Source organism: Mucilaginibacter robiniae (assembly GCF_012849215.1).
GTDB lineage: Bacteria > Bacteroidota > Bacteroidia > Sphingobacteriales > Sphingobacteriaceae > Mucilaginibacter > Mucilaginibacter robiniae.
This window is the reverse complement of sequence record NZ_CP051682.1, coordinates 4715787-4739093: the sequence shown is the minus strand read 5'-3', so window position 1 is coordinate 4739093 and position 23307 is coordinate 4715787. Positions and strand designations below refer to the sequence as shown.

The following is a 23307-nucleotide window of genomic DNA, read 5'->3' as shown; positions in this document are numbered from 1 at the left end:
ATCGCGAAAAGCGAGTTTAGTTATTGGAATTTGGTTCTCAGAAATTTATCAGAAAGATGAATAGTTCAATAATAAAGTTTCAATTACAAATCTAGATTAAAACTATCCGCATCTTTTAAAAAAGGCATATATCTACGGGTTTTCTCCAGCTCTTCGGCATTTACAGTAAATGTATATACATCTTCCTCATCACGTTTATAATACACTACATTGCCGCTCGGGTCAATGCAGGATGAATCGCCCGAGTAGTATAATTCATTACCATCATGCCCAACCCGATTTACACCAATAACATAGGCTTGGTTTTCAATAGCACGTGCAGCAATCAGAGTACGCCAGTGTAAAGAACGTTTTTCAGGCCAGTTAGCAACCACTAACATTAAGTCATATCTTTTTTCGCCAACATTACGCATCCAAACCGGAAAGCGTAAATCATAGCATATCATGGGGCATATAGTCCAGCCGTTTAGTTCAACAAAAAGCTTTTGGGTGCCTGGGGTATAAACATTGTGTTCTTTACCCATAGCAAAAAGGTGTCGCTTATCGTAATGTGTAGAGCTACCATCCGGGCGCATCCAAATTAACCGGTTGTAGTAATTGCCATTTTCAGAGATAGCTAAGCTGCCGGTAACTACACAATCAAACTTTTGAGCTGTAGCTTGCATCCATTGCATGGTTTTACCATTCATGGGTTCGGCCAGCTTTTCCGCTTCCATAGTAAACCCGGTGTTAAACATCTCGGGTAAGATAATCAGGTCTGTTTTGGTGCGAATATTTGATAAACGTAGCGAGATATTCTGCAAATTTTTATCGATATTTTCCCAGAAGAGATACCCTTGAAACGTTGTAATTTTTAGATTATCCATAAGGATACGGCTTTAATAATGTTTAAAACTATAAGTAACGGCTAAAATCCAATTTATAGTGCCAGTAACTTTTCAACGGCCATATCCAAAGTTTCTTGCTTTTTAGCGAAACAAAACCTTATTACATGGTAATCGATAGCCTTGCTATAAAAGGCAGAAACCGGTATAGTAGCTACTCCGAAATCACGTGTGAGACGTATGGAAAAATCTGTATCTTTTTCATCACTGATGTTGTTATACCATACACTTTGGAAGTAAGATCCGGAGCAGGGCAGGAGCTCAAACCGGGTTTGTGCAAGGCCTTGCCTGAATGTATCGCGTTTTTGCTGAAAAAAGCTGGACAAGCTCAGGTAGGTTTCTTCATTTTTTAGATATTCAGCAATAGCTACCTGCATGGGTGTATTTACGCTAAATACCAAAAACTGATGAATTTTTCTAAACTCCTGCATTAAAGCAGCGGGAGCTAAACAGTAGCCCAGTTTCCATCCTGTACTATGAAACAACTTACCGAATGATGCTACAATAAAGCTGCGTTGTTGTAACTCCGGATAACGAGCCATGCTTTCATGTACTTCGCCATCATAAATTAAATGCTCGTAAACTTCATCACTTAAAATCAGAATGTCTCTGTTTTTAACAATAATGCTTAGCTGATCAATGTCGTCTTTACGCAATATAGTTCCGGTTGGATTATGTGGCGAGTTCAGGATAATCATGCGGGTGCGTGAACTAATTAGCCTTTTTACCATCTCCCAAGGTATGCGATAATCAGGTGGTTCCAGCGCTAATGATTTTACCGTACCGCCCATTAATTTAATGGCTGGTGCATAAGCATCATAAGCAGGTTCAAAAACAATCACTTCATCATTCGGATGAATAGTGGCGCATATAGCTGTAAAAATAGCTTGTGTACCGCCGGCAGTAATAGTTATTTCTGTATCCGGGTTATAAACGGCTCCGTGTAGTTTTTCAGTTTTGGCAGCAATACGTTCGCGCAAGGCTGGTAAACCAGCCATAGGAGCATATTGGTTATAGCCATTTTTCATAGCAGCAGTTACCAAATCAATCAGCTCGGCAGGGCATTCATAATCAGGAAAGCCTTGCGACAGATTAATTGCATTTACTTCATTGGCCAGCGCCGACATTACTGTAAATATAGTAGTGCCGGTTTGGGGTAGTTTAGATACCGATATCATGTGCTGGCTAAATTAGTTAAAAGCAGGTAAAAATATGAGCATGACTTATACATTTGTCCGCTTATATAGGCATTTGCACTACCTTAGTGCAATGAAATACATCAACCGCCTTTTACTATTAGGCAGTATGCTGAGCTTAACTGCCTGTCATTCTGCACGCAAAAACAATGTGCCTGTTGTGGGTTTTGTAGATGCATTTGAAGATGCCACTATATCGCAAGCTAAAACTGGGTTTACTGATGCTTTAGCTAAAAACGGTTTCAGTGAAAAGCAAAATACTATTCAAATTGAATATCATAATGCACAAGGCAGCATACCCACACTTACCCAGATTGTAAACCAGTTTGTAGCCGAGCCAGTTGATTTGTTAGCTACCAGTACTACTTTATCGTCTGTTACTGCTGCTCAGAAAACTAAAACTATTCCTATTTTCATGATGGTTTCGCCTACACCTGCACGTGCCCACTTGCTGGATGCACAAGGTAAAGCACAGCCAAACCTGTTTGGTACAGTTGAAGATTTAAATTACATAGATACATCGTTTAGCTTAATACCTAAGCTGTTAAAGCCTAAAAGTGGTAAGTTTGTAATAGGAATGATTTTTAACCAATCGGAACCACAATCGGCTGATGCCTTAGAGCGTATCAAACAATTAGCTGCAAAGTTAAATGTGAATGTGGTGGCTTTGCCGCTTAATTCTTCTGCAGAGGCGCAGCTAATCACTCAATCGTTGTTAAACAAAAACATTGATGCTTTTTTTGCCAACCCTGATAACACGGTATTTGCAGCTTTTGAAACTATCCTAAAAAGCTGTAACCAGAAAAATGTACCTATTTTCACCAGTGAGGCCGGATTGGTACAGCGGGGAGCAGTTGCTGCTTTTGGAGCTGATATTTATCAATGGGGATACCAATCAGGTTTGCAGGCTGCACAATACTTGAAAACGCATAGAACAACTGGTTTAAAACCAGAAATGGTGAAAGTAAGAAAACGTGTTTACAACCCAACAGCGGCAGCTAAGTATCACATTACCATACCTGCAAACTTTGAGGCTGTAAAATAATGGAGTTTTACTTAACGGCTTTACTGCAAGGTTTATGTTTGTCGGGTGTAGCATTGGGAATTTTTATTTCCATGAAGATATTTAACATTCCCGATATAACTACTGATGGTAGTTATACCTTAGGTGGAATTGTAACGGCCATCATGCTTACGCATAATCAGTCGCTATTAGTTACGTTACCAGCAGTGATTATAGCAGGCGCACTGGCTGGTGCTGCTACCGGACTCATTCATACCAAGCTTAAGATTAACGCCCTGTTAGCTGGTATATTGGTAATGACGGCACTGTACTCCGTTAACCTAACTTTAGCGGGTCGTTCTAATATTCCTTTAATTGATACTTCATCTTTGTTTACAGTTTTAACGTGGGTAAATGATGTTAATCTGAACAGCTTGATTATGCTGCTGATCGTAGTTGTTGTATTAACTTTATTGATCAGTTACTTACTAAAAACAGATTTTGGTATTGCTATGCGGGCTACTGGAAATAGTGAGACCATGATCAGGGCACTGGGCGTAAATACTGATCGTATGAAAATTATCGGCTTAGCACTAGCTAATGCCTTAACTGCATTGAGTGGGTTTTTGATGACGCAGTTTCAGGGCTTTGCCGATATTAACATGGGGATTGGCATTGTTATTATTGGTTTAGGTTCAGTAATTATCGCCGAAACTTTAATTAACTGGTTCCAGATTACTTCAGTTTGGTTAAGCTTGACTTTAGTACTTGCCGGAACAGTTATATTTCAAATGGTGTTGGCTGTTACATTAGCAATGGGCGTAGATGCTAATCTGCTAAAGCTGGTAACTGCTGTTTTTGTATTATTAATTGTGAGCCTGCCTCGTTTAGCCTTATTTAACCGACATGATTGAACTACAACAGGTAAACAAAACTTTTAATAAAGGTAAAGCAAACCAGGTAAATGCCATAGTTGATTTAAACCTGCACATTGCAGATCAGCAATATGTTGTGATTGTGGGCGCTAATGGTTCAGGTAAGAGCACATTGCTTAATTTAATTGCTGGAAGCGTATTATCTAATAGCGGTCATATTGTTATAGATGGCGTATCCGTTACTAAGTTGCCTGATTACCAGCGTAGCCGCTGGATTGCCCGCGTGTTTCAAAATCCATTAAGTGGTACAGCACCTGATTTGAGTATTCTGGATAATTTCCGATTGGCTGCATTGCGTACACATACAAAAAGATTACGCATTGGCACCAGCGAAGGTTTTAAAAAGCAAGTGCAAGAGAAAATAAGCTTACTGGGCATGGGCTTAGAAAATAAGCTGGAACAACAACCTATGGGAACGCTGTCTGGAGGGCAAAGGCAGGCTCTTACGTTATTGATGAGTGTAATGGATGATTGCAAAATATTGCTGCTGGATGAGCCCACAGCGGCCTTAGACCCGCGGTCGGCTGAATTGGTTATGCATACGGCAGATGAGTTGATTAAAAGCTTCAACCTGACTGCTATTTTAATCACTCATCAGTTAAAAGATGCTTATCGTTATGGCAATCGGTTAATTCAGATGGAAGAAGGTAAGATTATTCGGGATTACAATAAGGAAAATAAATTAATCTTAACTCAATCTGATTTATTTGATTGGTTTAGCTAATTAACTTTAAATATTGGCAAAGTAATTGTTTACGTGGTAGTACCATGAAAAACAACGCATTTAACAGTATTAAAGATGCCTATCAATTAGTAAAAGGCGCTAAGATTAAAAGCATTAAGTACGAAGAAGTTTTTGAATTAGGAGCTTACGATTCCAATAAACGCGGCTACACAGTTTACCCATTTGAAGACGGTGTAAAATTTAATGATTTTAGCGTTATTGTAAGTGAGAAAGAACTCATGAAGCATTACTTAATTGAAGGCGTGAACGTTAATATGCCTGTTACACAAACTGTACAAATTACATCATCACTTACCAGTTTAGGCTTAGCCAGCTAATAAAATACGAAAGGGATATTGTTTAACAATATCCCTTCTTTTTTGCGGTAAGCTTCGGCTTTTATTTCTTTCCGGCAGGTCTTATTTTATTAACCTCATCTACTGTTACAGCACTGGCTTTATTGGTAAAGCTGTTGCGCACAAAAGTAAGTACATCAGCTACTTGTTGGTTGCTTAAGTAGTTAAACGAAGGCATGATATTGTTGTAGGTATCACCATCAATATCAACCTTTTGATTAAAGCCATTCAGTACAATTTTGATAATTCGGCCTTTATCTCCCAATACGTAAGAAGTTTTAATAAGGGGAGGGTTCATGTTTTGCACACCACCGCCATCGGCCTGATGGCAGGTTAAACAATACTGAGTATATACTGCTTTACCACTGTTAATAGAAGCTGCTATGTTTTGAACAGGCGCTTTTTTAGCAGATGCTGCAGGCGTATGTTTTTTAACCTGGGCTGATAATGAAGTATATAAGAATGCTGTTGCCGGCAATAAAAAACTAAATTTCATAATATTTATTTGTGGTAGATAATACGGTAAACAGTGCCAGCTTTGCTGTCATCTGTTACATATAAAGAGCCATCAGGACCTTGTGCCAATCCGCATGGACGGTGTTCAGCACGCCCTGAAGCAGTTTTTTCGGGTGAGCCGGAAAAGCCATCAGCAAATACTTCCCATTTTCCTTCGGGCTTACCGTTCTTAAATGGTTGAAATACTACAAAGTAACCAGCTTGTGGTTCAGGCGCACGATTCCATGAGCCATGAAAGGCAACAAAAGCACCATTCTTGTATTTTTCCGGAAACATATTACCGGTATAGAACAATAATCCGTTTGGCGCTAAGTGACCAGGATAAGCAGCAGCAGGGTTTATCGCGTTTTCGCCACCTTCTTTTTTTCCATCACCGCCATATTCCGGAGCTAATATTTTTTTGCCTTGTAATTGGTCATAATATATATAAGGCCAGCCGGCATTATCACCTTTTTTTATCGCGTACATACATTCCGCAGGCAGAATAGCTGATTGTTGCACTGTAAACATGTCCGGAAAAATGTCGTGTAACTGGTCGCGGCCATGCTGCATTACAAATAGTTGGTTGTCCTGTTGGTTCCAGTCTAAACCTACCACGTTACGTAAGCCTTGGGCGTAATGTACACCATCACCATATTTTTGATTCAGCTTATTGGCTTTAAACTGCCAGATGCCGCCAGCTGAATCCAGAATAGGACAGCCTTTACGGCCCATTGAACCTTTTTCCCGGTCTTTTTCTTGGCAAGAATTAGAATAAGCGCCTACGTTTACATATATATTGCCAGCGTTATCCAATACAATAGATTTTGATTCGTGTTCCCCACGTTCAATCAAACCGGTTACAATTTTTTCAGGTGCATTAGGGTTAATAACTTTGTTTTGCGCGTTAAGCTTGTAGCGAAATACTTCCGTATCTGATGACGTATATAAATAGCCATCTTTAATATACATACCAGTACCACCGTAATTGCCAAAAGCTTTTGTTTCATCTATTTTACCATCACCATTGGCATCGTGCATAAACAATATGCCTGAACCATTAGCTACCCGATTAAGTTTAACATAAATGTCGCCTTCGGGCGTAACAGCAATATGACGCGGACGCGCTACGTTTTCTGCTACTTTCAATGCACCAAAGCCTGCTGGCAATTTTAAACCTGCATTGTTCGCATCGGCTTTCACAACTGGCGGTACATTAGGCTTGTAGCTGTTGAACCATAGCAAACCTGCTACAGCCACAGCTGGTAAAAATGAGGATAATAAAACTCTGTTTTTCATATTCAATGTTGTTACTCAAATTAACAGATTAAAATTAGAATCTGGAAGCTGATGAATGTAATACCTATGTTATACAAGTTGTTTGCATAACTACAAAAAACACTCTTATTGATTTAAAATAATGTTTGGCCTTAGTATTAAAATGTAAAATTTTATTCTACTTGAAAAGATTGGTAAAAACTATTTTATAGGATAGTTAAACCTATGCAAAACTGCACAGTCATATATTCAAATTTTAAAAACATGAAAAAGTTAGTATTCTCAATGATAATTGCAGCAGGTAGCTTACTTTATAAAAGCGCAGATGCACAAGTAGGCGTACATGTAGGATTTAACTTAGGTCCGGTATCTGTACACTTAGCTGCTCCGGTTGCATCGGCTCCGGTTTATGATGATTTTTACTACTTGCCTGATGAAGAAGCTTATTATAGCGTACCAGAACATTGCTATTATTATAACGATGGTGATGAATGGATATCAGCAGCTTACTTGCCTGGCCGTTTTCATGATATAGATTGGCGTAGTGCTCGTCGTTATGAGGTAAGAGCTCAACGACCATATATGAACCACAGCTTCTATCGTTCAAAGTTTGGTGGCTTTAATGGAGGTTACAACCGTGATATGTACGCTAACCGTATGCCTGATCGTCGTGGTGATTGGAATAATAGGGGTGGTAGGTTCCAAGATTCACCTTTTGATTCCAATAATGCTTATGGTAGAGGCGAACAACCTAGAATGGAACGTCGCGGTGGTGGTTTTCAAGGCCAAATGAATGATAATAGAGGTGGATGGGATGGCCAACGCGGAGACAATAATCAAGGTCGTGGTGAAATGAACCGAGGCAATTGGAATAATCAAGGCGGATACAATCAACGAGGTAACGACTATAACCAGAATGGATTTAGCGGCCAACGTAATAACCAAGGTGGCCAATCACAAGGAAATTTTGGAGGTCAGCCTTCTAACAACAACCAGAATACCAATCAAGGTGGTAATCAGAATGGCCGCGGAGAGCGTGGTGGAAACTGGAATGGTAATGGGCAAGAACATTTTGCACAAAACAACAACTCCGGTTCTAATAATGGTAATCGTAGAGGCTTCTAAAAACAGAGTAGGGTTTATACATCCGATCCAACATATATTTTAGCAAAAAGGCCACCTGGTAGGTGGCCTTTAACTTTTTAATATTTGCTAGCTTCTGTTAATTGCTGAATAGCCTCTTGGCCTAAATTCAAGCTAACCGATTTGGTAATTTCCTCCAACTGCTGAACGCTGGTAGCACTAGCAATAGGAGCTGTAATACCTGGCCGAGCTATTACCCAAGCTAAAGAAACTGCCGCTGGCGTGGTTTGATATTCTGATGCCACCTGATCAAGTGCCTCTAAGATCCTATAGCCACGATCATTCAGATATTTTTTGATGCCACCGCCTCGTTTACTTTTATTTAAATCATCTTCGTTACGGTATTTGCCTGTCAAAAATCCACTCGCTATTGAGAAATAAGTAATCACACCAACATTCTCCTTACGGCAAAGTGCTTCCAAATCTTTCTCATAACCTTCCCGATCATATAAGTTGTATTCAGGCTGTAAGCTTACGTATGCCGGTAAGTTATGCTTATTACTTATCTGTAAAGCTTCTTGCAAGCGGTCTGCAGTGTAATTAGATGCACCAATGGTGCGTACTTTACCCTGCTTGATCAACTGGTCGTAAGCTTCCAACGTTTCCTGTAAAGGCGTATCATTATCATCTTTGTGCGACTGATATAAATCAATATAATCAGTTTGCAAACGCTTTAATGATTGCTCTACTTCTTCAATAATATAGGCTTTTGACAAGCCTTTTTTTCCATTGCCCATTTGCGAACCAACCTTGGTTGCCAAGATAATTTTATCCCGTTTGCCAGATTTTTTCAACCAGTTGCCGATGATGGTTTCTGATTCGCCGCCTTCATGCCCCGGTACCCAGGTTGAATACACATCCGCAGTATCAATGCAATCAAAACCCAAATCAACATAAGCATCCAGAATACTGAAAGAGGTTGGTTCATCAATGGTCCATCCAAAAACGTTTCCCCCGAATACAAAAGGTACTATGCTAATGCCTGAATTTCCTAAGTTGCGCTTTTCCATCTTTGTATATTATTGTTGATTGTTAATTTGTTCAGCCAGTTCATCTACCCAGCCGGCAAAATAAGGGTCGGTACCAGCAATACGTACCCAATGCCCATGGTTATCTTTAGCAATAATCAGGTGCAAAGTGTTGTCGATCGCAGTAAACGCGTAAGCCTGCTCAACGCCGTTGTAATTAATTAAATTCACTATACCCTCAATAGGGCTGTCTGATCCGGTCAGGATAGCATCAAACTGTTGTTCCATATTATAATAAAGCCGAAATGAATGTTAATTTTTTTATCTATTATGTAATACCTGTTATCATAAAAATGTTTTGATAACCGTTAGTGTACATTATACATATTAGCATATCTAAAAAACTATTATGTATAGGTTATTGTTACAGAAATATCATATCATCTCTATGAGTTATAATAAAAATGTGAAGTATTTTCAGGTAGCCCAAGGTGTTTGGGGTATGAAAATTTATTTTGTAAATGTTTACATGATTGCTAATCGCCGCGGGTTTCCAAAAGGTTGGGTTTTGGTAGATGCCGGCGTTCAAGGTTCGGCTGATAAGGTTATCGCGATGGCTGAATCAATTTTTGGAGCTGGTACTAAGCCAACAGCTATTGTTTTGACACACGCTCATTCAGATCATACCGGCGCTCTGGAAGACTTATTAAAGCGTTGGGATGTGCCAGTATATGCTCATGCGTTTGAACTACCTTATTTAAACGGTAAGTCATCCTATCCGCCAGCTGATTTTACAGTAGGTGGGGGGATCATGAGTTTAATGTCTGTTTTTTTCCGTAAAACACCATTGAAATTAGGTAACAAAGTAAAAGCTATTGATCTGGAACAAGGTATTCCTGAACTCCCGGAGTGGAAGATAATTCATACGCCAGGGCATACACCTGGTCATGTATCCTTATTTTTACCCTTAAATACCACCCTTATTGCAGGTGACGCCTTTGTTACCACAAAGCCTGAATCAGCAGTTTATGTACTTAATGGTATAAAGCATATATCAGGCCCGCCAATGTATCTTACACCTGATTGGGCGGCAGCAAAAGCATCGGTGCAAAAGCTGTCTGATTTGCAGCCGCGTATTGCAGCAACAGGCCATGGCCCGGTTATGCGAGGCCGCGAGTTACAGGAAGAGCTTAAAAAACTAGCCGACAATTTTGATAAACTAGCTGTACCTACCGGAGGGCGCTATGTAGGTCACTCGGCCGAAGCGGATGAAACAGGAACCTATTATGTGCCTGCTTTCCGGTCAACTACAAAATTTAAAGTTGCTATAGGCCTGGCTGGGGCACTGGCTGGTTTTGCGGTTACTAGAGCTTTAACTAAATAGTATAGCCTTTTGCCTATACTTGCGGCATGGAACCAGTAAAGCCTGATACCCAAGTTTTAGTTGACATTGTAAAAACCCGTATGCCTTTCGGCAAATACAAGGATACATTGTTGTGCGATTTGCCGGTAAGCTATTTGGAATGGATGCATCACAAAGGCATGCCTACCGGCAAATTGGGTATGCTGCTATCTACCACTTACGAAATTAAGACTAACGGATTGAACGCGATTTTACAATCCGTTAAGAATTCTGTAAATCAGCATTATCGTTAATATCGTATATTATGGTATGAAAAACGTGATGATATATTTAGCCAGTATGCTGCTATTATGCAGCTGTGCTAACGGGCAGGATAGCAAGGCTGATTATGCTTTTGCTACTTTGCCTAAGCTGAAGCCGGGAGAAGAGGTAGCTACGTTTGGTGGTGGTTGTTTTTGGAGCATGAGCGAGGCTATGACTGAGCTTAAAGGTGTTGATAGGGTAGTTTCAGGTTTTGCTGGCGGACAAACTAAAAACCCTAGCTACGAAGATGTATGTACACGCACCACCAATCATGCTGAATGTGTACAGATTTATTATGACCCCAAAGTAATCAGCTATGCAACACTGGCCGAAGCTTTCTTTTATGCGCATGACCCAACCACTTTAAATCGGCAAGGTGCAGATGAAGGTACTGATTATCGTTCTATAGTATTCTACAGAACACCAGAGGAAAAGCAGGTTCTGTTAAGTGTAATTAATAAAGTTAATGCTTCTAAACACTACAACGGCAAAGTAGTTACCCAGGTTGAACCTTATAACGTATTTTATCCTGCCGAAAAATACCATCAAGGATATTACCGCTTACATCAGGATAACCCATACATTGCATCAGTATCTAAACCGAAAGTAGAAAAGTTTAGAAGAGCAATGCAGTCCTATTTGAAACCAGGTTTTTAAACCATTTATAACTTGTTAAACCATCCTTTTTTCCAAAAGAAAATGATTTGCGCTATGGCTATCAACCCCATAATAGCCATAGCATAAATATAGCCATGTGGCTGATATAACTCAGGCATATTATCTGGGAGGCGCTGGTTGGTATAAGGGTTATTGGATGCAAAGTTCATTCCATACACACCTGCCACGAAAGTTAATGGAATGAAAATAACGGATATGATAGTAAGCACTTTCATGATTTCGTTCATCCGATTGCTTACCATAGATAAGTACAAATCAATGTTGTTGGCGCTGATCTCTTTGTAGCTTTCAATCAAGTCCATAATCTGGATACAATGATCGTAAGCATCACGCAGGTAAGTTTTGGTTTCATCATTTATCAGCGGACTTATAGTACGAATCATATCGTTGATTTTATCCCGCTCCGGCCAGCTTGCACGACGTAAGGTAATCAACGTACGCTTCATGCGTTGGGTATCATACATGATGCTACGGTCAACTTTACCGTACAATCGATCTTCAATATTATCTAACGCTTCACCAATATGATCCATTACTACAAAGTATCTGTCAATAATGGTGTCTAACAATGCGTAGCATAGGTAGCCTGGTCCGGCAGTACGAATAGGGCCTTTACCGCCTTTTAGTCGATTTTCAACCCCTTCAAAATTTTCATCGTATGTTTCTTCAAAACTGATGATGATGTTGTCTTTCACCAGTGCTGAAAATTGCGTATTCAAGAGCTCATTATCTTTATTCATGTTAATGAGTCGGCTGGTGGCAAAAACGTAGTTGTCGTATTCATCAAACTTAGGCCGTTGATGTACATTCATGATATCTTCTAACACCAAGTCGTTAACACTAAGCTGATGACCAATTTGCTGTATCAAATCAGCATCCCCCAAACCATTTATTTTAATCCAATGATTATGTGTATTACACTGGTTCAACTGGTTGAAAACAGCTTTTGCATTATCACAAGTTGCAGTAACAAACTCTTTAGTATTATATGAAAATACTTGAATACGGGGCTTTAAAGCACCTTCAGGTACATGAATGCTTCCTGGGCGATCACCAACGTTACCCTGAAGCTTCATTTTATATAGCTTCCGTTTGTTCTGGTTAGACATTTAAAGGTAATTAACAGATTGCGGCCCCTGATTAAACAGCAAATCAACAATACTCAAATTTTTCAGGAAGCCATTTCGTTCTTCAAAAACCTGAAAGTAAGTCTTTTGTTCAAAGTTGCTCTCTTTTTTCGGATGTATGGAGTTCCGGTAATCAGTTAAATCAAGATAAGCTTCCTGGTAGTCTGTGGTGTAGTTCAAGGTGAGCTGAATTTTTAGGCATTTTAGTATTAGTTTTAACAGTTCTTCATTATACTCGAATAAATAAGGAAATTGCTTTTCATAAAAGCGAGCAAAATCATCTTCATAATACTCAAAGTATGCTGACCGACGATAGCAAGATTGTAAGCTCATCCAATGCAAACGCTGCCAGTTGAAGTCGTAACTTATCTTTACATCTTTTACTTTGGTATGCATCTTTGAGCCTTTTACTACAGGTACTACTAAAGCAAGCAAACCATCGGGCGAGTAAATGTGAGCACGGTTACGATAGGTTTGTTTGGGAAAATGCTCTTCCTTTTCTATCCATATATCAGGTTTGTTTTTTTGTAGTGCCGTAAAATATTCAACAGGCGGTAAATAAAACATAGGTAAAACAGCACCTTTTTCCATCATATATTTTTATGTTTGTGGCTTAATTTTTTGCGAAAGTAATGATTAGAAAAGGGTTTTCAATGTTGGGAGCGAGCTTGCTATACCTAATTTCATTGCTGCCTTTCTTTATTTTATACCGCATAGCTGATGTTCTATTCATTGTACTGTACTACATAGCAGGATACCGCCGCAAGGTAGTACAGGAAAACCTACGTAACGCTTTCCCAGAAAAAACAACTTCTGAACGTGCCTATATTGAAAAAGAGTATTATAAGCATCTAGCTGATTTGATTGTAGAAAGTATTAAGCTTTTTACCATATCACAAAAAGACCTTGAAAAACATTTTACAATTACCAATTTCGATAAAGTGGTAGTGCCTGCTTTTGCTGCCGGCAAAAGTGTTATAGGTGCTGTTGGGCATTATGGTAATTGGGAAATGGCAGCGCTCAAATTAAGTTTATTAACTACCGAAAGACGTATAATTGTATATAAACCTTTATCAAATCCGGAATTTGATAGTATGTTTCAAAAGATGCGTTCTAAATTTGGAGCTACGCTAATTGCCATGAAAAATACCATGCGCAAACTGGTTGAGTACAGAAAAGAGCGTACCATAACCGTACTGGTAAGCGATCAAACACCGGCAAAAAGAGAGATACAACATTTCACAACGTTTTTGAATCAGCCAACGGCCGTATTTCTGGGAGTTGAAAAGTTAGCTAAGCTTACGGATAGTGCGGTTGTATTTTGCGATATCAGACGTATAAAAAGAGGCTATTATAATTGTAACTTCGTGCCCTTGTTTAACGACGTTAAAAACACAGCTGAATACGAAATCACAAACGCGCATGTGCAATACTTGGAGCAGGTTATCAAAAACGAACCACAGTATTGGTTATGGTCACACCGCAGGTGGAAGTATAAGCCGGAGGATATGCATAAATGAATAGTTACCCCAAGGTAGCAGTGGTGATACTTAATTGGAACGGGTTGAACTTTCTGAAACAGTTTTTACCTGCTGTACTATCGTCAACCTGGCCTAATCTGGAAATTGTAGTTGGAGATAATGCCTCAATAGATGGTTCTGTTGAGTATTTGCAATCTACTTATCCAACGGAAGTTAAGATTATTCAAAACCGTATTAATCTGGGTTTTACTGGTGGATATAATAGAGTATTGGAACAAGTTGATGCCGACTATTTTGTGCTGCTCAACTCAGATATTGAAGTAACACCAAACTGGATTGAGCCGGTTGTTCAACTGATGGAAAGCGATGACGCTATTGCTGTTGCTGCTCCTAAAATAAAATCATTTGCGAAGAAAAGCCATTTTGAACATGCTGGTGCAGCCGGCGGGTATATAGATCATTTTGGTTATCCATTTTGCCGTGGCCGCATTTTTTATGAGGTTGAAGAAGATCAGGGGCAATATGAGCAATCAAGCGAAGTATTCTGGGCATCAGGAGCAGCCATGTTCATCAAGAAAAAATATTGGCAACTATCAGGTGGTTTTGATGAACGTTTTTTCGCCCACATGGAAGAAATTGATTTATGCTGGCGTTTAAAAAATCAAGGGTATAAAGTAATGTATTGTGCCCAATCTACCGTGTACCATGTAGGTGGGGGAACCTTGAATACTGAAAACCCTTTGAAAACTTATCTTAATTTCCGTAATAACTTGTTATTGCTTAAAAACAATCTGCCGGTTACACGTTCTGTTTTCACTATTGGTGCACGTTTCGGATTAGACTTTGTAGCTTTACTCCGCTTTTTATCTGAAGGTAAACGTAAAGATGCCTGGGCAGTAAGCCGCGCTCATCAAAGTTTTGTAAAGAGCTTGTTTACCAGCCGTGAAAAGAAGCTATTACCTGCACATCACCCAACTACCGCTATAAACGTTAAGCCAGCTGGTACACGCCCAGCTAATTTGAAAGGCTTATATCAAGGTAACATTATTGTTGATTTTTTCTTGAAAAAAAAGAGTCGCTTCACTGATTTGGATGCAAATCGTTTTTGTTGATCGGCGGTTGCCCGTTTTCAGGCAGGTATACTCTTACGTCTTGTGTACTCTTCGGAACTTCAATGCCTTCACTTTCAAACGACTTGTAGATAGACGATAATACACGGCTTTTTAACTGTTGATACAAACTAATATCTGCGGCCCAGAATTGTACTTTAAAATCGACCGAGGAAGGTGATAAGTTATTCAGGTACACCACAGGAGCTGGGCTCTCCATAATATCATCACGATTGCTTAGTAAGTTTCGTAAAATGTTTTTCACCTGATCTACATCGCAACCATAAGCTACACTGATATTAAGTTCTACCTGGCGGTTACTATCGCTCAATGTCCAGTTAATTACATGTTGCGAAATCAAATCACCATTAGGAATGATGATTTCTGCTCCATTACCTGCAGCTATCTTGCTAGACCGTATGCCAATTTCTTTAATGGTACCTGTACGGTTAGCTACTTCTATCACGTCACCAATTTGTACAGGCTTTTCAAACGCTAATATTAAACCGGAAACTAGGTTATTTACGATATTTTGTAAACCAAAGCCGACACCTACACCAAGCGCACTAATGATGATAGTAATTTTATCTAATGGAAAACCTGAGGCTCCAACTGCTAATAAAAATCCTATGCTAAACACAGCTATCCGAATTAGTAATAAGGATGTTCGGTTTTTGCGTTGTGCTGTATTGCCGGCTTTATGTTGATCGGCAAAATCATAAAAGTAGCTGATGATGCGGGCTAATACAGAAGAGAGCCAAATAACAGAAACGAAAATAATAATGCTTCCGAAAGTAAATAAAGTGCCGCCCAACTTACGGGATTGGGTTAGGAAATCACCTATAAAGTCGAAAACACTATCTTCTATATTCAGGTTTTGCAACAACATAACCAGCCACATTAATAAGGCTGCAATGTTTAGTACGTTTCTGAATTTGCTTTGCAATAATTTAAAATCAAGGTAAGAACTGATATTGTTTTTTTCGACTTTGTTGGCTTCCAGTTGTAAAAACAAGCTTTGTACTAATATCTGTACTAAATAATACAGGCATATAGCCAGCCAAAAATTGTAGATAGCTGTAACACCAATTATTTTACCCAAGCTAAAACGGCCTAAGATGTTACCGACACAAGAAGCTACTTCAAATAAGATGAGTAAAGTTAATCCTGCACGACTATAGGGCAAATAGCTGACTTTTTCACGCTGAACATGCCTTAAAAACATAAAGCTAATCCAAGCTACGCCTGCAGCAAGCAGTAAAACGGCTATGCGGTCAACCAATGACACCTCAATAAATAAGTTGCTAATGCTAAATAGTACGGTTAGAAAAAACAACTTACCCAAGTAAGCAAAAAGCGCTGGCGGACAAGTTTTCTTAACCAGATATAATACACAACTAATTGATACTAGAAACAACAACTCCAGAAACACTACAGGCGGATGGTCGTAAACGTAAGGTATAATCAGCGTAGTAATTAGTAAAGCTGACGTAAAAGGGTATTGAGCTACGTAAGTGGTTTGAGCCAAAATATCTCCAGGCAGTTCTTTGGTTTTTACAATTTTACGGCGATTAAAATATACCCAACTGAAAAAGCCAATTAGTAAAAAGATTCCGAGGACGTGGGTTAAGGTTTCTCCACTTAATAACCTAAATAGTTTAAAGTTAACAGTAACTGTTCTATCCAAAGCAGATTTGAAAGTGGTGCTATTTACTGTTTTTAGATCCCACAAATAGCCGTACTCGCAATTAAAAGCTTTGTAACTAAAGGCTCTAATTTTAGTTGCAACTTGTTCCCGCTCATCAATTAGTGCAATGTAAACCGATGTAAGCCGATTCTGCATTAATCCTATTTTAAGTAAGTTCTTTTTGTTTAATGAATCCAAGTGGTGAGCCTTAATTTCTAAGGTTCCACGTTGTTTCAAAAAAGTTAGTTGCAGAGCACTATCGGTAGGAAAAATAAGGAAGGCACTATCTCGGTTAATTTCTTCCAGATCTGAATGTATATCAATTAGCTTATTACTAATGTCTGATAATTGATCCTGCCATAAATCCACTTCATCCTGCCTGTGGGTTAAAATATCACGAATAGCATATAAATACCGCAAGGTGCCCGAGCGATCGCGATTGATGAGGTTGCGAATCAGCGTTGTCGTTTTTTCCAGGCGAGGTATTTGGGCACTGATTTCGGCCGTATCTAAATCACGAGAAAGCGTATTGTTAATTTGGTTATACGACTGTGTATAATACTCAATCTTTTGTAAAAGGTTGTTGGTTGAAGTATCTGAGGTTTTGTAGTATCGCATCATCGAATCACGCCTTAGCATGGCTGCCCTTAGCGAGTCTGTTTTGCTTCGATGACGCTTGGTTTGAGTTTGTGCAATGCATGTATTATCAGGTATAAACCCTGTTAAAAGCAGCAATAAAAAACTAATTTTTAAGACTTTATACATGTAGGAGCAGCTGGAATGCAAACACAACACATTTACATCGAAAGCGTTTGACCAGAAATTGCTTTATTGGTTTAAAAAGTTTTCTAATGCTAAGCGGTAAGAATCTAATCCAAAGCCTGCTATAACACCTTTACAACTTGCTGCCAGCATTGATTTGTGCCGAAAAGCTTCACGCTTGTAAACGTTAGAAATGTGAACCTCAATTACCGGCGTGCTAATGGCTGCAATAGCATCAGCAATAGCGATAGAAGTATGGGTGTAGGCCCCAGCATTCAGGATGATACCGTCTGAATTAAAACCTACCTCATGCAGCTTATCAATCAGTTCACCTTCCTTATTACTTTGAAAGTAGGTTAGGCTATGGCTGGTATAACGTTGTTGCAAAGTGTTAAAGTAAGTTATAAAATCAGCATCACCATAAATAGATTTCTCTCTTACACCTAGTAAGTTTAAATTTGGGCCGTTAATGATATGGATTTTCATTACTTCAAACTTAGCTATTAATTACTAAAACTTATACAGCATGGATTGGCAATCGGCAATTAAAGGGTTTCAATCCTATCTAAAACTCGAGAAATCGCTTACCGTAAATTCTGTTGATGCTTATAGTAGAGATATAGATAAGCTCTCTCAATTTTCTGATATACAGTTACCTAAGTTATTACCGGAAACAGTTACTTTGTCTGACTTACGTAGTTTTATTGTTTGGGTAAATGAATTAGGGATGATACCTTCATCACAAGCTCGTATTTTATCGGGAATAAAAACTTTTTATAAATACCTGCTGATTGAGGATGTGGTAAAAACTGATCCATCAGAATTGTTGGAAGCACCAAGGCTGCAACGTAAATTACCCGATACTCTGAGCTATACTGACATCAATAACATGATTGCTGTAATTGATTTATCCAAGCCTGATGGGGTGCGTAACAAAGCCATTGTGGAGATGCTGTACAGCTGCGGCTTACGTGTATCTGAACTTACTGATCTTAAAATATCAAACTTGTATTTGGATATTGAATTTATCAAAGTAGCAGGTAAGGGTAATAAAGAACGATTAATACCTATAGGCGAAGCAGCAATCAAAGCGGTGCAAATATGGCTTATGCATGTAAGAGTACAAATTCCTATAAAAAAAGGTGAGGAAGATTATGTTTTCTTGAACCGCCGTGGTAGTAGGCTAACTCGTGTGTTTATTTTTATGATGATCAAGCAACTGGCAACTGCTATCAATTTGCAAAAGAATATTAGTCCGCACACCTTCCGGCATTCTTTTGCAACGCACCTGATTGAGGGTGGTGCAGATTTGCGTGCTGTTCAGGAAATGCTTGGGCATGAAAGTATAACCACTACCGAAATATACACTCATTTAGACCGTGATTATCTTAAAAGCACCATTGTACAGTATCATCCACGCAGTTAAAATTTACATCGGCCATATAGCTTTTATCATCCGGTCTTTACCCAACATGTCTTTTCTTAACTCAATGTTGATAAATAATTTATGGGTTAACATATTAACTGTTTGTTGGCCGTAAGATTCATTGATTTCAAAGAAGAGGTAACCACCTTTGGTTAAATGCTGACTTGCAAAATCTGCTATAGCATTATAAAACAGCAATGGATTAGTTTCCAGAACAAACAATGCCGTATGTGGTTCAAAATCGGTTACGTTGCGGTGCATTTGCTGCTTGTCTGTCTCTGTTACATAAGGCGGATTGCTAACAATTAAAGTATAAAGTTCCTGTGTAATCTCAGTTGGTTTCCAATTTAAAATATTCGTTTCCTGAAAGTTGATTTCAACCTGATTCAGGTCTGCATTCTGTTTAGCTGTCTGTAATGCAGCAGGTGATATATCTAATGCAGCCACTACGCTATTTTTCAATTTATGCTTTAAAGTAACAGCAATGCAGCCACTTCCAGTCCCAATATCTAAAATGTTTTGTTTGATAGCTTTGTTGTTGATGACAGTCTCCAAAATCCAATGTACCAATTCTTCAGTTTCAGGGCGGGGTATAAGCACACTAGGGTTAACGTTAAAGCTTAACCCGTAAAATTCAGTATGACCTAGAATGTACTGTAAAGGTTCACCGGTTTGTAAAGCATTTAATATTGAGTTTAACTGATCTATTTGTTCATCATTAAGTTCTCGATCAGGAAAAGCTTTGAGCTGAGCTTTAGGCAGACGAATTATACTGCCTATGGATAAGTTAGTTATAGCTTCAATCTCACGTACATCGTATACACTTTTTAAACTGTTTTGATAGGCTTCATAAACCTGTTTCACCGTTTGCATGCTACAAAGAAACAGAAAAAGCTACTTTTGTACGATGGCACAACACGAAATTTATATGCAACGCTGCCTGCAGTTGGCACAACTAGGCGCTGGTTATGTAAGTCCGAACCCTATGGTAGGTGCCGTTATTGTGCATCAGGGTAAAATTATTGGAGAAGGTTACCATCAAAAATATGGTCAGGCACATGCTGAAGTAAATGCGGTAAACCAAGTATTGCAAAACTATACAGATGCCGAAACATTGCTACAGCAAGCAACAATTTATGTTTCACTGGAGCCTTGCGCGCACTATGGTAAAACACCTCCTTGTGCTGATCTGCTTATTAAGCATCAAATACCACAAGTTGTGGTAGGTTGTCGTGACCCGTTTGATCAGGTGGATGGCAAAGGTATTGAAAAGCTGCTACAAGCCGGTCATGAAGTCATTGTAGGTGTTTTAGAACAAGAGTGTCAGATGCTTAACAAGCGTTTTTTTACCCATGTTCGGCAACAACGCCCGTACATTATTTTAAAATGGGCTCAAACGGTTGATGGCTTTTTTGCTCCCGATAACAATGCTCAGTATTGGATAACGGGTGCAGAAGCTAGACAACTGGTACATAAATGGCGTACAGAAGAAGATGCTGTTTTAATAGGGACCAATACAGCACGTATCGATAACCCACAATTAAACGTACGCTATTGGCAAGGCAGAGCACCAAAGCGCGTAGTTATAGATCGGCGTTTACAACTAGATCCTCATCTTCACTTATTTGATAACGCTGCTGAGACTTTGATTTTTAATGAAATTAAAACAGATATTGAAGGTAAGAACAAGTTTATCGCTTTAGAAAGCTTCGATTACTATGTGCCTCAATATATTATATACCAGTTGTATTTGCAAGATATTCAATCAATTATAATTGAAGGTGGTGCTCGTACTTTGTCTGCTTTTATTGAAGCTGACTTGTGGGATGAGGCACGTATTTTTACCGGGACATCCAAGCTGGGCAAAGGTATTGCAGCGCCACAGATTTTAGGTACAACCATCGCCCGGCAAGATGTTGGTTCTGACCAACTTGAAATAATGCAAAACCATGTTATTTGACGATACTTACTTAACAGTTAGCCAGCAAGCCGAAGCCGTATTTACCGATCGAGGTAGTAAGTTTATTGCTTACATATTCCCGATTACTAATGAGGCAGAGGTTAAGCCGCATATTTTGCAACTTAAAGCACTGCATCCGAAAGCCAATCATCACTGCTGGGCATTACGGCTCAGTCCAGATCGCACGGTGTTTAAAATTAATGATGATGGCGAACCTTCGGGCACCGCTGGTCGTCCTATATTAAATGTACTATTATCTAAAAATGTAACCAATACCTTAATTGTGGTAGTGCGGTATTTTGGCGGTAAGTTATTGGGCGTACCCGGCTTAATCAATGCTTACAAAACGGCGGCTGAGCAAGCTTTACAGCAAGCAGGCATTACTGAAAAGGTGAGTACCGATATTTACACCATTACATTTGATTATATTCAAATGAACGAAGTGATGAGGATAATTAAGGAAGAGCGTATTAACGTATTACAGCAAGTATCCGACAATCAGTGCTCTGTTAAGCTGGAGTTAAGAAAATCAAGTGTAAATCAAATTCTAAAACGTTTAGAGACAATCAAAAACGTACAGATAAAATATAATTTTAGCAGCTAGAACATTCCTAGAATATAGAAGTAAATAATTTGCATTTGGGCAAATATATTATTAACTTGGTACAACATTTACTTCTAACCTATTTAAGAACATGAACAGCTTACCTATTGGAATCTATCTCGAAGATGAGAGGAGATTCGAGTTTGATTTTGTTAAGCATTTACTAAAAATTAGCTTTTTTAAGGAAACGAAGCCCGCGGGGACTATTGTATCGCCTTTCCGTTTAATTAAAAATGACGATAACTTGTACTTACTGATACACAATTATGACCGCTTGGGTGAACGTAAGATTATTATTGAGTCTATTGATCACAATGAGTTGGTTATCAATCATGAAAATACTTCTTACAAACTGCAAAAGGTAGCTTAACTTAACAGTTAGCTAGAGGGGTTTTAACAAAAGGGTAATAGCAATATTACCCTTTTTTGTGCTGCATTAAGCCATATTTTGTAACTTGGGCGTGCATGCAATCTTTTGATATTGATAAATCAGACCTATTACGCCTAAAAACTGCGCTTGAAAACAGCGATGCTGAACTACAACAGGTTCTGCAACAATATCATACCTCTGAGATTGCCATTCTGTTTGAAAAGCTGCAACCAGAAGAACGGGAACGAATTATTAAAATTCTGCCGGCAGTAGAAGCTTCGGAGGTTATCTCTGAAATGGATGAAGAACATCATCCGGCCGAATTGCTGATTAATCTGGATAAAGAAAAACGTTCAGAGATTGTTGAAGAGCTGGATTACGATGATGCCACCGATATTATTTCACAGCTGGGTGAAAGTGAGCAGCAGGAGATTCTGGATGGAATAGACCAGGAAGATGCCACCAACATTCGTACACTGTTAACTTACCAGGAAGATACTGCGGGTGGTTTAATGAACACTGACCTGATTAAGGTGAATGTAAATTTAACCAAAAATGAAGCATTGGAAGAAATCATCCGCCAATCTGAACAAATGGAAGAATTCTATACTTTGTATGGAGTTAATGATATCGGTGAGCTTAAAGGTATTTTATCAATTAAAGATATTATAAAAGCCCGCCGTCAGGTTAGGGTAGAAGAATTGGTAAATACCGACTTTGTATTTGTTAAAGCTGATCTGGACCAGGAAGAAGTTGCTAAGCTTATTTCACAATATAATTTAACCAGCATACCCGTTGTTAATGACGATATGAAGCTGTTGGGCCGTATTACGGTTGATGACATCATTGACGTAATGGAGGAAGAAAACACGGAAGATATTTTAAAAATATCCGGCGTGTCGGAAGATGAAGAGTTAAGCGGTGGCTGGCAGGATGCGGTAAAAAGCCGTTTGCCCTGGTTAGTTATTAATTTAGGTACAGCTTTCCTGGCAGCTTCCGTTATCCGGCATTTTGATGCTACAGCAGCCAAACTGCCTGTTATTGCAGCATACATGACTATCATAGCTGGCATGGGCGGCAATGCAGCCACACAAGCCTTAGCGGTAACAGTAAGGCGTATTTCGCTAAGTGACTTAACAGATAAGCAGGCTTATAATACCGTTTTAAAAGAGTTTTTAGTAGGCATGATTAATGGAGCTGCCAACGGCGTGATTGTTTTCATAGTGGCTTTGCTGTATGATGCTAATCCCAAGTTGGGTTTAGCCTTGTTTTTAGCCATGACAGGAAACCTGATTGTTGCCGGCCTTACTGGTGCTACCATTCCACTCATATTAAAACGGGTAGGTATTGATCCGGCAGTGGCTTCCTCCATCATTATTACTACTTTTACCGATTGTATAGGCTTTTTATTGCCATTATGGTTGGCAACAAAGCTTTTATTGTAAATTTGCCACT

At 39.1% G+C, this 23307-nt stretch carries 26 protein-coding genes; 15 read left to right on the top strand and 11 right to left on the bottom strand.

Features of this window, described 5'->3' with window-relative positions:
• Positions 1-83: 83 nt before the first annotated feature.
• Together HH214_RS20805 and HH214_RS20800 are read right to left on the bottom strand one after the other, a co-directional pair.
• Positions 84-866, bottom strand: coding sequence for an amidohydrolase (locus HH214_RS20805; protein WP_169610883.1), 783 nt, complete (start codon positions 864-866; stop codon positions 84-86).
• 53 nt (positions 867-919) lie between these two features.
• Positions 920-2062: a methionine aminotransferase gene (locus HH214_RS20800; protein WP_169610882.1), complete on the bottom strand. Its 1143-nt coding sequence runs from the start codon at positions 2060-2062 to the stop codon at positions 920-922.
• Between the two features lie 91 nt (positions 2063-2153).
• Here HH214_RS20800 and HH214_RS20795 point away from each other — a divergent pair, with 91 nt between their 5' ends.
• Genes HH214_RS20795 through HH214_RS20780 form a run of 4 tightly spaced genes read left to right on the top strand, consistent with a single transcriptional unit; the run spans position 2154 to position 5080 of the window.
• Positions 2154-3125, top strand: coding sequence for an ABC transporter substrate-binding protein (locus HH214_RS20795; RefSeq protein WP_169610881.1), 972 nt, complete (start codon positions 2154-2156; stop codon positions 3123-3125).
• Positions 3125-3997, top strand: a complete 873-nt coding sequence (locus HH214_RS20790) for an ABC transporter permease (RefSeq protein WP_169610880.1) — start codon at positions 3125-3127, stop codon at positions 3995-3997. The genes HH214_RS20795 and HH214_RS20790 overlap by 1 nt, the downstream gene beginning before the upstream one ends.
• Complete coding sequence (locus tag HH214_RS20785; RefSeq protein WP_169610879.1) at positions 3990-4742, top strand: ABC transporter ATP-binding protein; 753 nt, start codon at positions 3990-3992, stop codon at positions 4740-4742. The genes HH214_RS20790 and HH214_RS20785 overlap by 8 nt, the downstream gene beginning before the upstream one ends.
• A gap of 44 nt (positions 4743-4786) precedes the next feature.
• On the top strand, positions 4787-5080 hold the full coding sequence (locus tag HH214_RS20780; protein ID WP_169610878.1) for a hypothetical protein: 294 nt from the start codon (positions 4787-4789) through the stop codon (positions 5078-5080).
• Between the two features lie 61 nt (positions 5081-5141).
• On the opposite strand, the gene HH214_RS20775 is transcribed toward HH214_RS20780, so the two are convergent.
• Both HH214_RS20775 and HH214_RS20770 read right to left on the bottom strand, forming a co-directional pair.
• Positions 5142-5594 carry a c-type cytochrome gene (locus HH214_RS20775; protein ID WP_169610877.1) on the bottom strand — a complete coding sequence of 151 codons (453 nt, stop codon included), beginning with the start codon at positions 5592-5594 and terminating at the stop codon, positions 5142-5144.
• Positions 5595-5599: 5 nt separating this feature from the next.
• Entirely contained in the window at positions 5600-6892 is a 1293-nt protein-coding gene (locus tag HH214_RS20770) for a PQQ-dependent sugar dehydrogenase (RefSeq protein WP_169610876.1), read from the bottom strand.
• 243 nt (positions 6893-7135) lie between these two features.
• Here HH214_RS20770 and HH214_RS20765 point away from each other — a divergent pair, with 243 nt between their 5' ends.
• On the top strand, positions 7136-7996 hold the full coding sequence (locus HH214_RS20765) for a hypothetical protein (protein WP_169610875.1): 861 nt from the start codon (positions 7136-7138) through the stop codon (positions 7994-7996).
• 77 nt (positions 7997-8073) lie between these two features.
• Here HH214_RS20765 and HH214_RS20760 read toward each other — a convergent pair whose 3' ends face one another.
• Entirely contained in the window at positions 8074-9024 is a 951-nt protein-coding gene (locus HH214_RS20760; protein ID WP_169610874.1) for an aldo/keto reductase, read from the bottom strand.
• 9 nt (positions 9025-9033) lie between these two features.
• Positions 9034-9270 (bottom strand): hypothetical protein, encoded by a 237-nt coding sequence (locus tag HH214_RS20755; RefSeq protein ID WP_169610873.1) that lies wholly within the window; start codon positions 9268-9270, stop codon positions 9034-9036.
• A gap of 160 nt (positions 9271-9430) precedes the next feature.
• Between HH214_RS20755 and HH214_RS20750 the strand changes: the two genes are divergently transcribed.
• From HH214_RS20750 to msrA, 3 genes are read left to right on the top strand one after another with little or no spacing between them, the layout of a single operon-like run.
• Complete coding sequence (locus tag HH214_RS20750) at positions 9431-10366, top strand: MBL fold metallo-hydrolase (protein WP_169610872.1); 936 nt, start codon at positions 9431-9433, stop codon at positions 10364-10366.
• A 26-nt stretch (positions 10367-10392) separates the two neighbouring features.
• A complete protein-coding gene (locus HH214_RS20745; protein WP_169610871.1) occupies positions 10393-10638 on the top strand; it encodes a DUF3820 family protein in 246 nt (81 codons plus the stop codon).
• Between the two features lie 16 nt (positions 10639-10654).
• Positions 10655-11305 carry a peptide-methionine (S)-S-oxide reductase MsrA gene (gene msrA / locus HH214_RS20740; RefSeq protein WP_169610870.1) on the top strand — a complete coding sequence of 217 codons (651 nt, stop codon included), beginning with the start codon at positions 10655-10657 and terminating at the stop codon, positions 11303-11305.
• 5 nt (positions 11306-11310) lie between these two features.
• On the opposite strand, the gene corA is transcribed toward msrA, so the two are convergent.
• Positions 11311-12435: a magnesium/cobalt transporter CorA gene (gene corA / locus HH214_RS20735; RefSeq protein ID WP_169610869.1), complete on the bottom strand. Its 1125-nt coding sequence runs from the start codon at positions 12433-12435 to the stop codon at positions 11311-11313.
• Positions 12436-13047, bottom strand: coding sequence for a WbqC family protein (locus HH214_RS20730; protein WP_315853182.1), 612 nt, complete (start codon positions 13045-13047; stop codon positions 12436-12438).
• A 38-nt stretch (positions 13048-13085) separates the two neighbouring features.
• Between HH214_RS20730 and HH214_RS20725 the strand changes: the two genes are divergently transcribed.
• Both HH214_RS20725 and HH214_RS20720 read left to right on the top strand, forming a co-directional pair.
• Positions 13086-13973, top strand: a complete 888-nt coding sequence (locus HH214_RS20725; RefSeq protein WP_169610868.1) for a lysophospholipid acyltransferase family protein — start codon at positions 13086-13088, stop codon at positions 13971-13973.
• A complete protein-coding gene (locus HH214_RS20720; RefSeq protein WP_169610867.1) occupies positions 13970-15046 on the top strand; it encodes a glycosyltransferase family 2 protein in 1077 nt (358 codons plus the stop codon). The genes HH214_RS20725 and HH214_RS20720 overlap by 4 nt, the downstream gene beginning before the upstream one ends.
• On the opposite strand, the gene HH214_RS20715 is transcribed toward HH214_RS20720, so the two are convergent.
• Together HH214_RS20715 and aroQ are read right to left on the bottom strand one after the other, a co-directional pair.
• A complete protein-coding gene (locus tag HH214_RS20715) occupies positions 15015-17351 on the bottom strand; it encodes a mechanosensitive ion channel family protein (protein WP_169610866.1) in 2337 nt (778 codons plus the stop codon). The two genes, HH214_RS20720 and HH214_RS20715, sit on opposite strands and share 32 nt — an antisense overlap.
• Positions 17352-17558: 207 nt before the next feature.
• Entirely contained in the window at positions 17559-17978 is a 420-nt protein-coding gene (gene aroQ / locus HH214_RS20710) for a type II 3-dehydroquinate dehydratase (RefSeq protein WP_169610865.1), read from the bottom strand.
• A gap of 40 nt (positions 17979-18018) precedes the next feature.
• Here aroQ and HH214_RS20705 point away from each other — a divergent pair, with 40 nt between their 5' ends.
• Entirely contained in the window at positions 18019-18918 is a 900-nt protein-coding gene (locus HH214_RS20705; protein ID WP_169610864.1) for a site-specific tyrosine recombinase, read from the top strand.
• 3 nt (positions 18919-18921) lie between these two features.
• Here the strand turns inward: HH214_RS20705 and prmC are convergent, their stop codons facing one another.
• Positions 18922-19791, bottom strand: a complete 870-nt coding sequence (prmC, locus tag HH214_RS20700) for a peptide chain release factor N(5)-glutamine methyltransferase (RefSeq protein ID WP_169610863.1) — start codon at positions 19789-19791, stop codon at positions 18922-18924.
• A 34-nt stretch (positions 19792-19825) separates the two neighbouring features.
• On the opposite strand from prmC, the gene ribD reads away from it, so the two are divergent.
• The 4 genes from ribD to mgtE all read left to right on the top strand — a co-directional run bounded on the left by ribD (position 19826) and on the right by mgtE (position 23297).
• Positions 19826-20878, top strand: a complete 1053-nt coding sequence (gene ribD / locus HH214_RS20695) for a bifunctional diaminohydroxyphosphoribosylaminopyrimidine deaminase/5-amino-6-(5-phosphoribosylamino)uracil reductase RibD (protein WP_169610862.1) — start codon at positions 19826-19828, stop codon at positions 20876-20878.
• Positions 20868-21482 carry an IMPACT family protein gene (locus HH214_RS20690; RefSeq protein WP_169610861.1) on the top strand — a complete coding sequence of 205 codons (615 nt, stop codon included), beginning with the start codon at positions 20868-20870 and terminating at the stop codon, positions 21480-21482. The genes ribD and HH214_RS20690 overlap by 11 nt, the downstream gene beginning before the upstream one ends.
• A 91-nt stretch (positions 21483-21573) precedes the next feature.
• Positions 21574-21852: a hypothetical protein gene (locus HH214_RS20685; RefSeq protein ID WP_169610860.1), complete on the top strand. Its 279-nt coding sequence runs from the start codon at positions 21574-21576 to the stop codon at positions 21850-21852.
• Between the two features lie 95 nt (positions 21853-21947).
• Positions 21948-23297, top strand: a complete 1350-nt coding sequence (gene mgtE, locus HH214_RS20680) for a magnesium transporter (RefSeq protein WP_169610859.1) — start codon at positions 21948-21950, stop codon at positions 23295-23297.
• Positions 23298-23307: the final 10 nt, after the last annotated feature.

Bases quoted from the DNA above. Each gene is read 5' to 3' on its own strand.
- HH214_RS20725 (WP_169610868.1), top strand. From the start codon at position 13,086: ATGATTAGAAAAGGGTTTTCAATGTTGGGAGCGAGCTTGCTATACCTA.
- HH214_RS20745 (WP_169610871.1), top strand. From the start codon at position 10,393: ATGGAACCAGTAAAGCCTGATACCCAAGTTTTAGTTGACATTGTAAAA.
- HH214_RS20780 (WP_169610878.1), top strand. From the start codon at position 4,787: ATGAAAAACAACGCATTTAACAGTATTAAAGATGCCTATCAATTAGTA.
- HH214_RS20775 (WP_169610877.1), bottom strand. From the start codon at position 5,594: ATGAAATTTAGTTTTTTATTGCCGGCAACAGCATTCTTATATACTTCA.
- HH214_RS20760 (WP_169610874.1), bottom strand. From the start codon at position 9,024: ATGGAAAAGCGCAACTTAGGAAATTCAGGCATTAGCATAGTACCTTTT.
- msrA (WP_169610870.1), top strand. From the start codon at position 10,655: ATGAAAAACGTGATGATATATTTAGCCAGTATGCTGCTATTATGCAGC.
- HH214_RS20730 (WP_315853182.1), bottom strand. From the start codon at position 13,047: ATGATGGAAAAAGGTGCTGTTTTACCTATGTTTTATTTACCGCCTGTT.
- HH214_RS20750 (WP_169610872.1), top strand. From the start codon at position 9,431: ATGAGTTATAATAAAAATGTGAAGTATTTTCAGGTAGCCCAAGGTGTT.
- HH214_RS20720 (WP_169610867.1), top strand. From the start codon at position 13,970: ATGAATAGTTACCCCAAGGTAGCAGTGGTGATACTTAATTGGAACGGG.
- HH214_RS20755 (WP_169610873.1), bottom strand. From the start codon at position 9,270: ATGGAACAACAGTTTGATGCTATCCTGACCGGATCAGACAGCCCTATT.
- prmC (WP_169610863.1), bottom strand. From the start codon at position 19,791: ATGCAAACGGTGAAACAGGTTTATGAAGCCTATCAAAACAGTTTAAAA.
- HH214_RS20785 (WP_169610879.1), top strand. From the start codon at position 3,990: ATGATTGAACTACAACAGGTAAACAAAACTTTTAATAAAGGTAAAGCA.
- HH214_RS20790 (WP_169610880.1), top strand. From the start codon at position 3,125: ATGGAGTTTTACTTAACGGCTTTACTGCAAGGTTTATGTTTGTCGGGT.
- aroQ (WP_169610865.1), bottom strand. From the start codon at position 17,978: ATGAAAATCCATATCATTAACGGCCCAAATTTAAACTTACTAGGTGTA.
- corA (WP_169610869.1), bottom strand. From the start codon at position 12,435: ATGTCTAACCAGAACAAACGGAAGCTATATAAAATGAAGCTTCAGGGT.
- HH214_RS20805 (WP_169610883.1), bottom strand. From the start codon at position 866: ATGGATAATCTAAAAATTACAACGTTTCAAGGGTATCTCTTCTGGGAA.
- HH214_RS20715 (WP_169610866.1), bottom strand. From the start codon at position 17,351: ATGATGCGATACTACAAAACCTCAGATACTTCAACCAACAACCTTTTA.
- HH214_RS20800 (WP_169610882.1), bottom strand. From the start codon at position 2,062: ATGATATCGGTATCTAAACTACCCCAAACCGGCACTACTATATTTACA.
- HH214_RS20690 (WP_169610861.1), top strand. From the start codon at position 20,868: ATGTTATTTGACGATACTTACTTAACAGTTAGCCAGCAAGCCGAAGCC.
- HH214_RS20765 (WP_169610875.1), top strand. From the start codon at position 7,136: ATGAAAAAGTTAGTATTCTCAATGATAATTGCAGCAGGTAGCTTACTT.
- HH214_RS20705 (WP_169610864.1), top strand. From the start codon at position 18,019: ATGGATTGGCAATCGGCAATTAAAGGGTTTCAATCCTATCTAAAACTC.
- mgtE (WP_169610859.1), top strand. From the start codon at position 21,948: ATGCAATCTTTTGATATTGATAAATCAGACCTATTACGCCTAAAAACT.
- HH214_RS20770 (WP_169610876.1), bottom strand. From the start codon at position 6,892: ATGAAAAACAGAGTTTTATTATCCTCATTTTTACCAGCTGTGGCTGTA.
- HH214_RS20685 (WP_169610860.1), top strand. From the start codon at position 21,574: ATGAACAGCTTACCTATTGGAATCTATCTCGAAGATGAGAGGAGATTC.
- HH214_RS20795 (WP_169610881.1), top strand. From the start codon at position 2,154: ATGAAATACATCAACCGCCTTTTACTATTAGGCAGTATGCTGAGCTTA.
- ribD (WP_169610862.1), top strand. From the start codon at position 19,826: ATGGCACAACACGAAATTTATATGCAACGCTGCCTGCAGTTGGCACAA.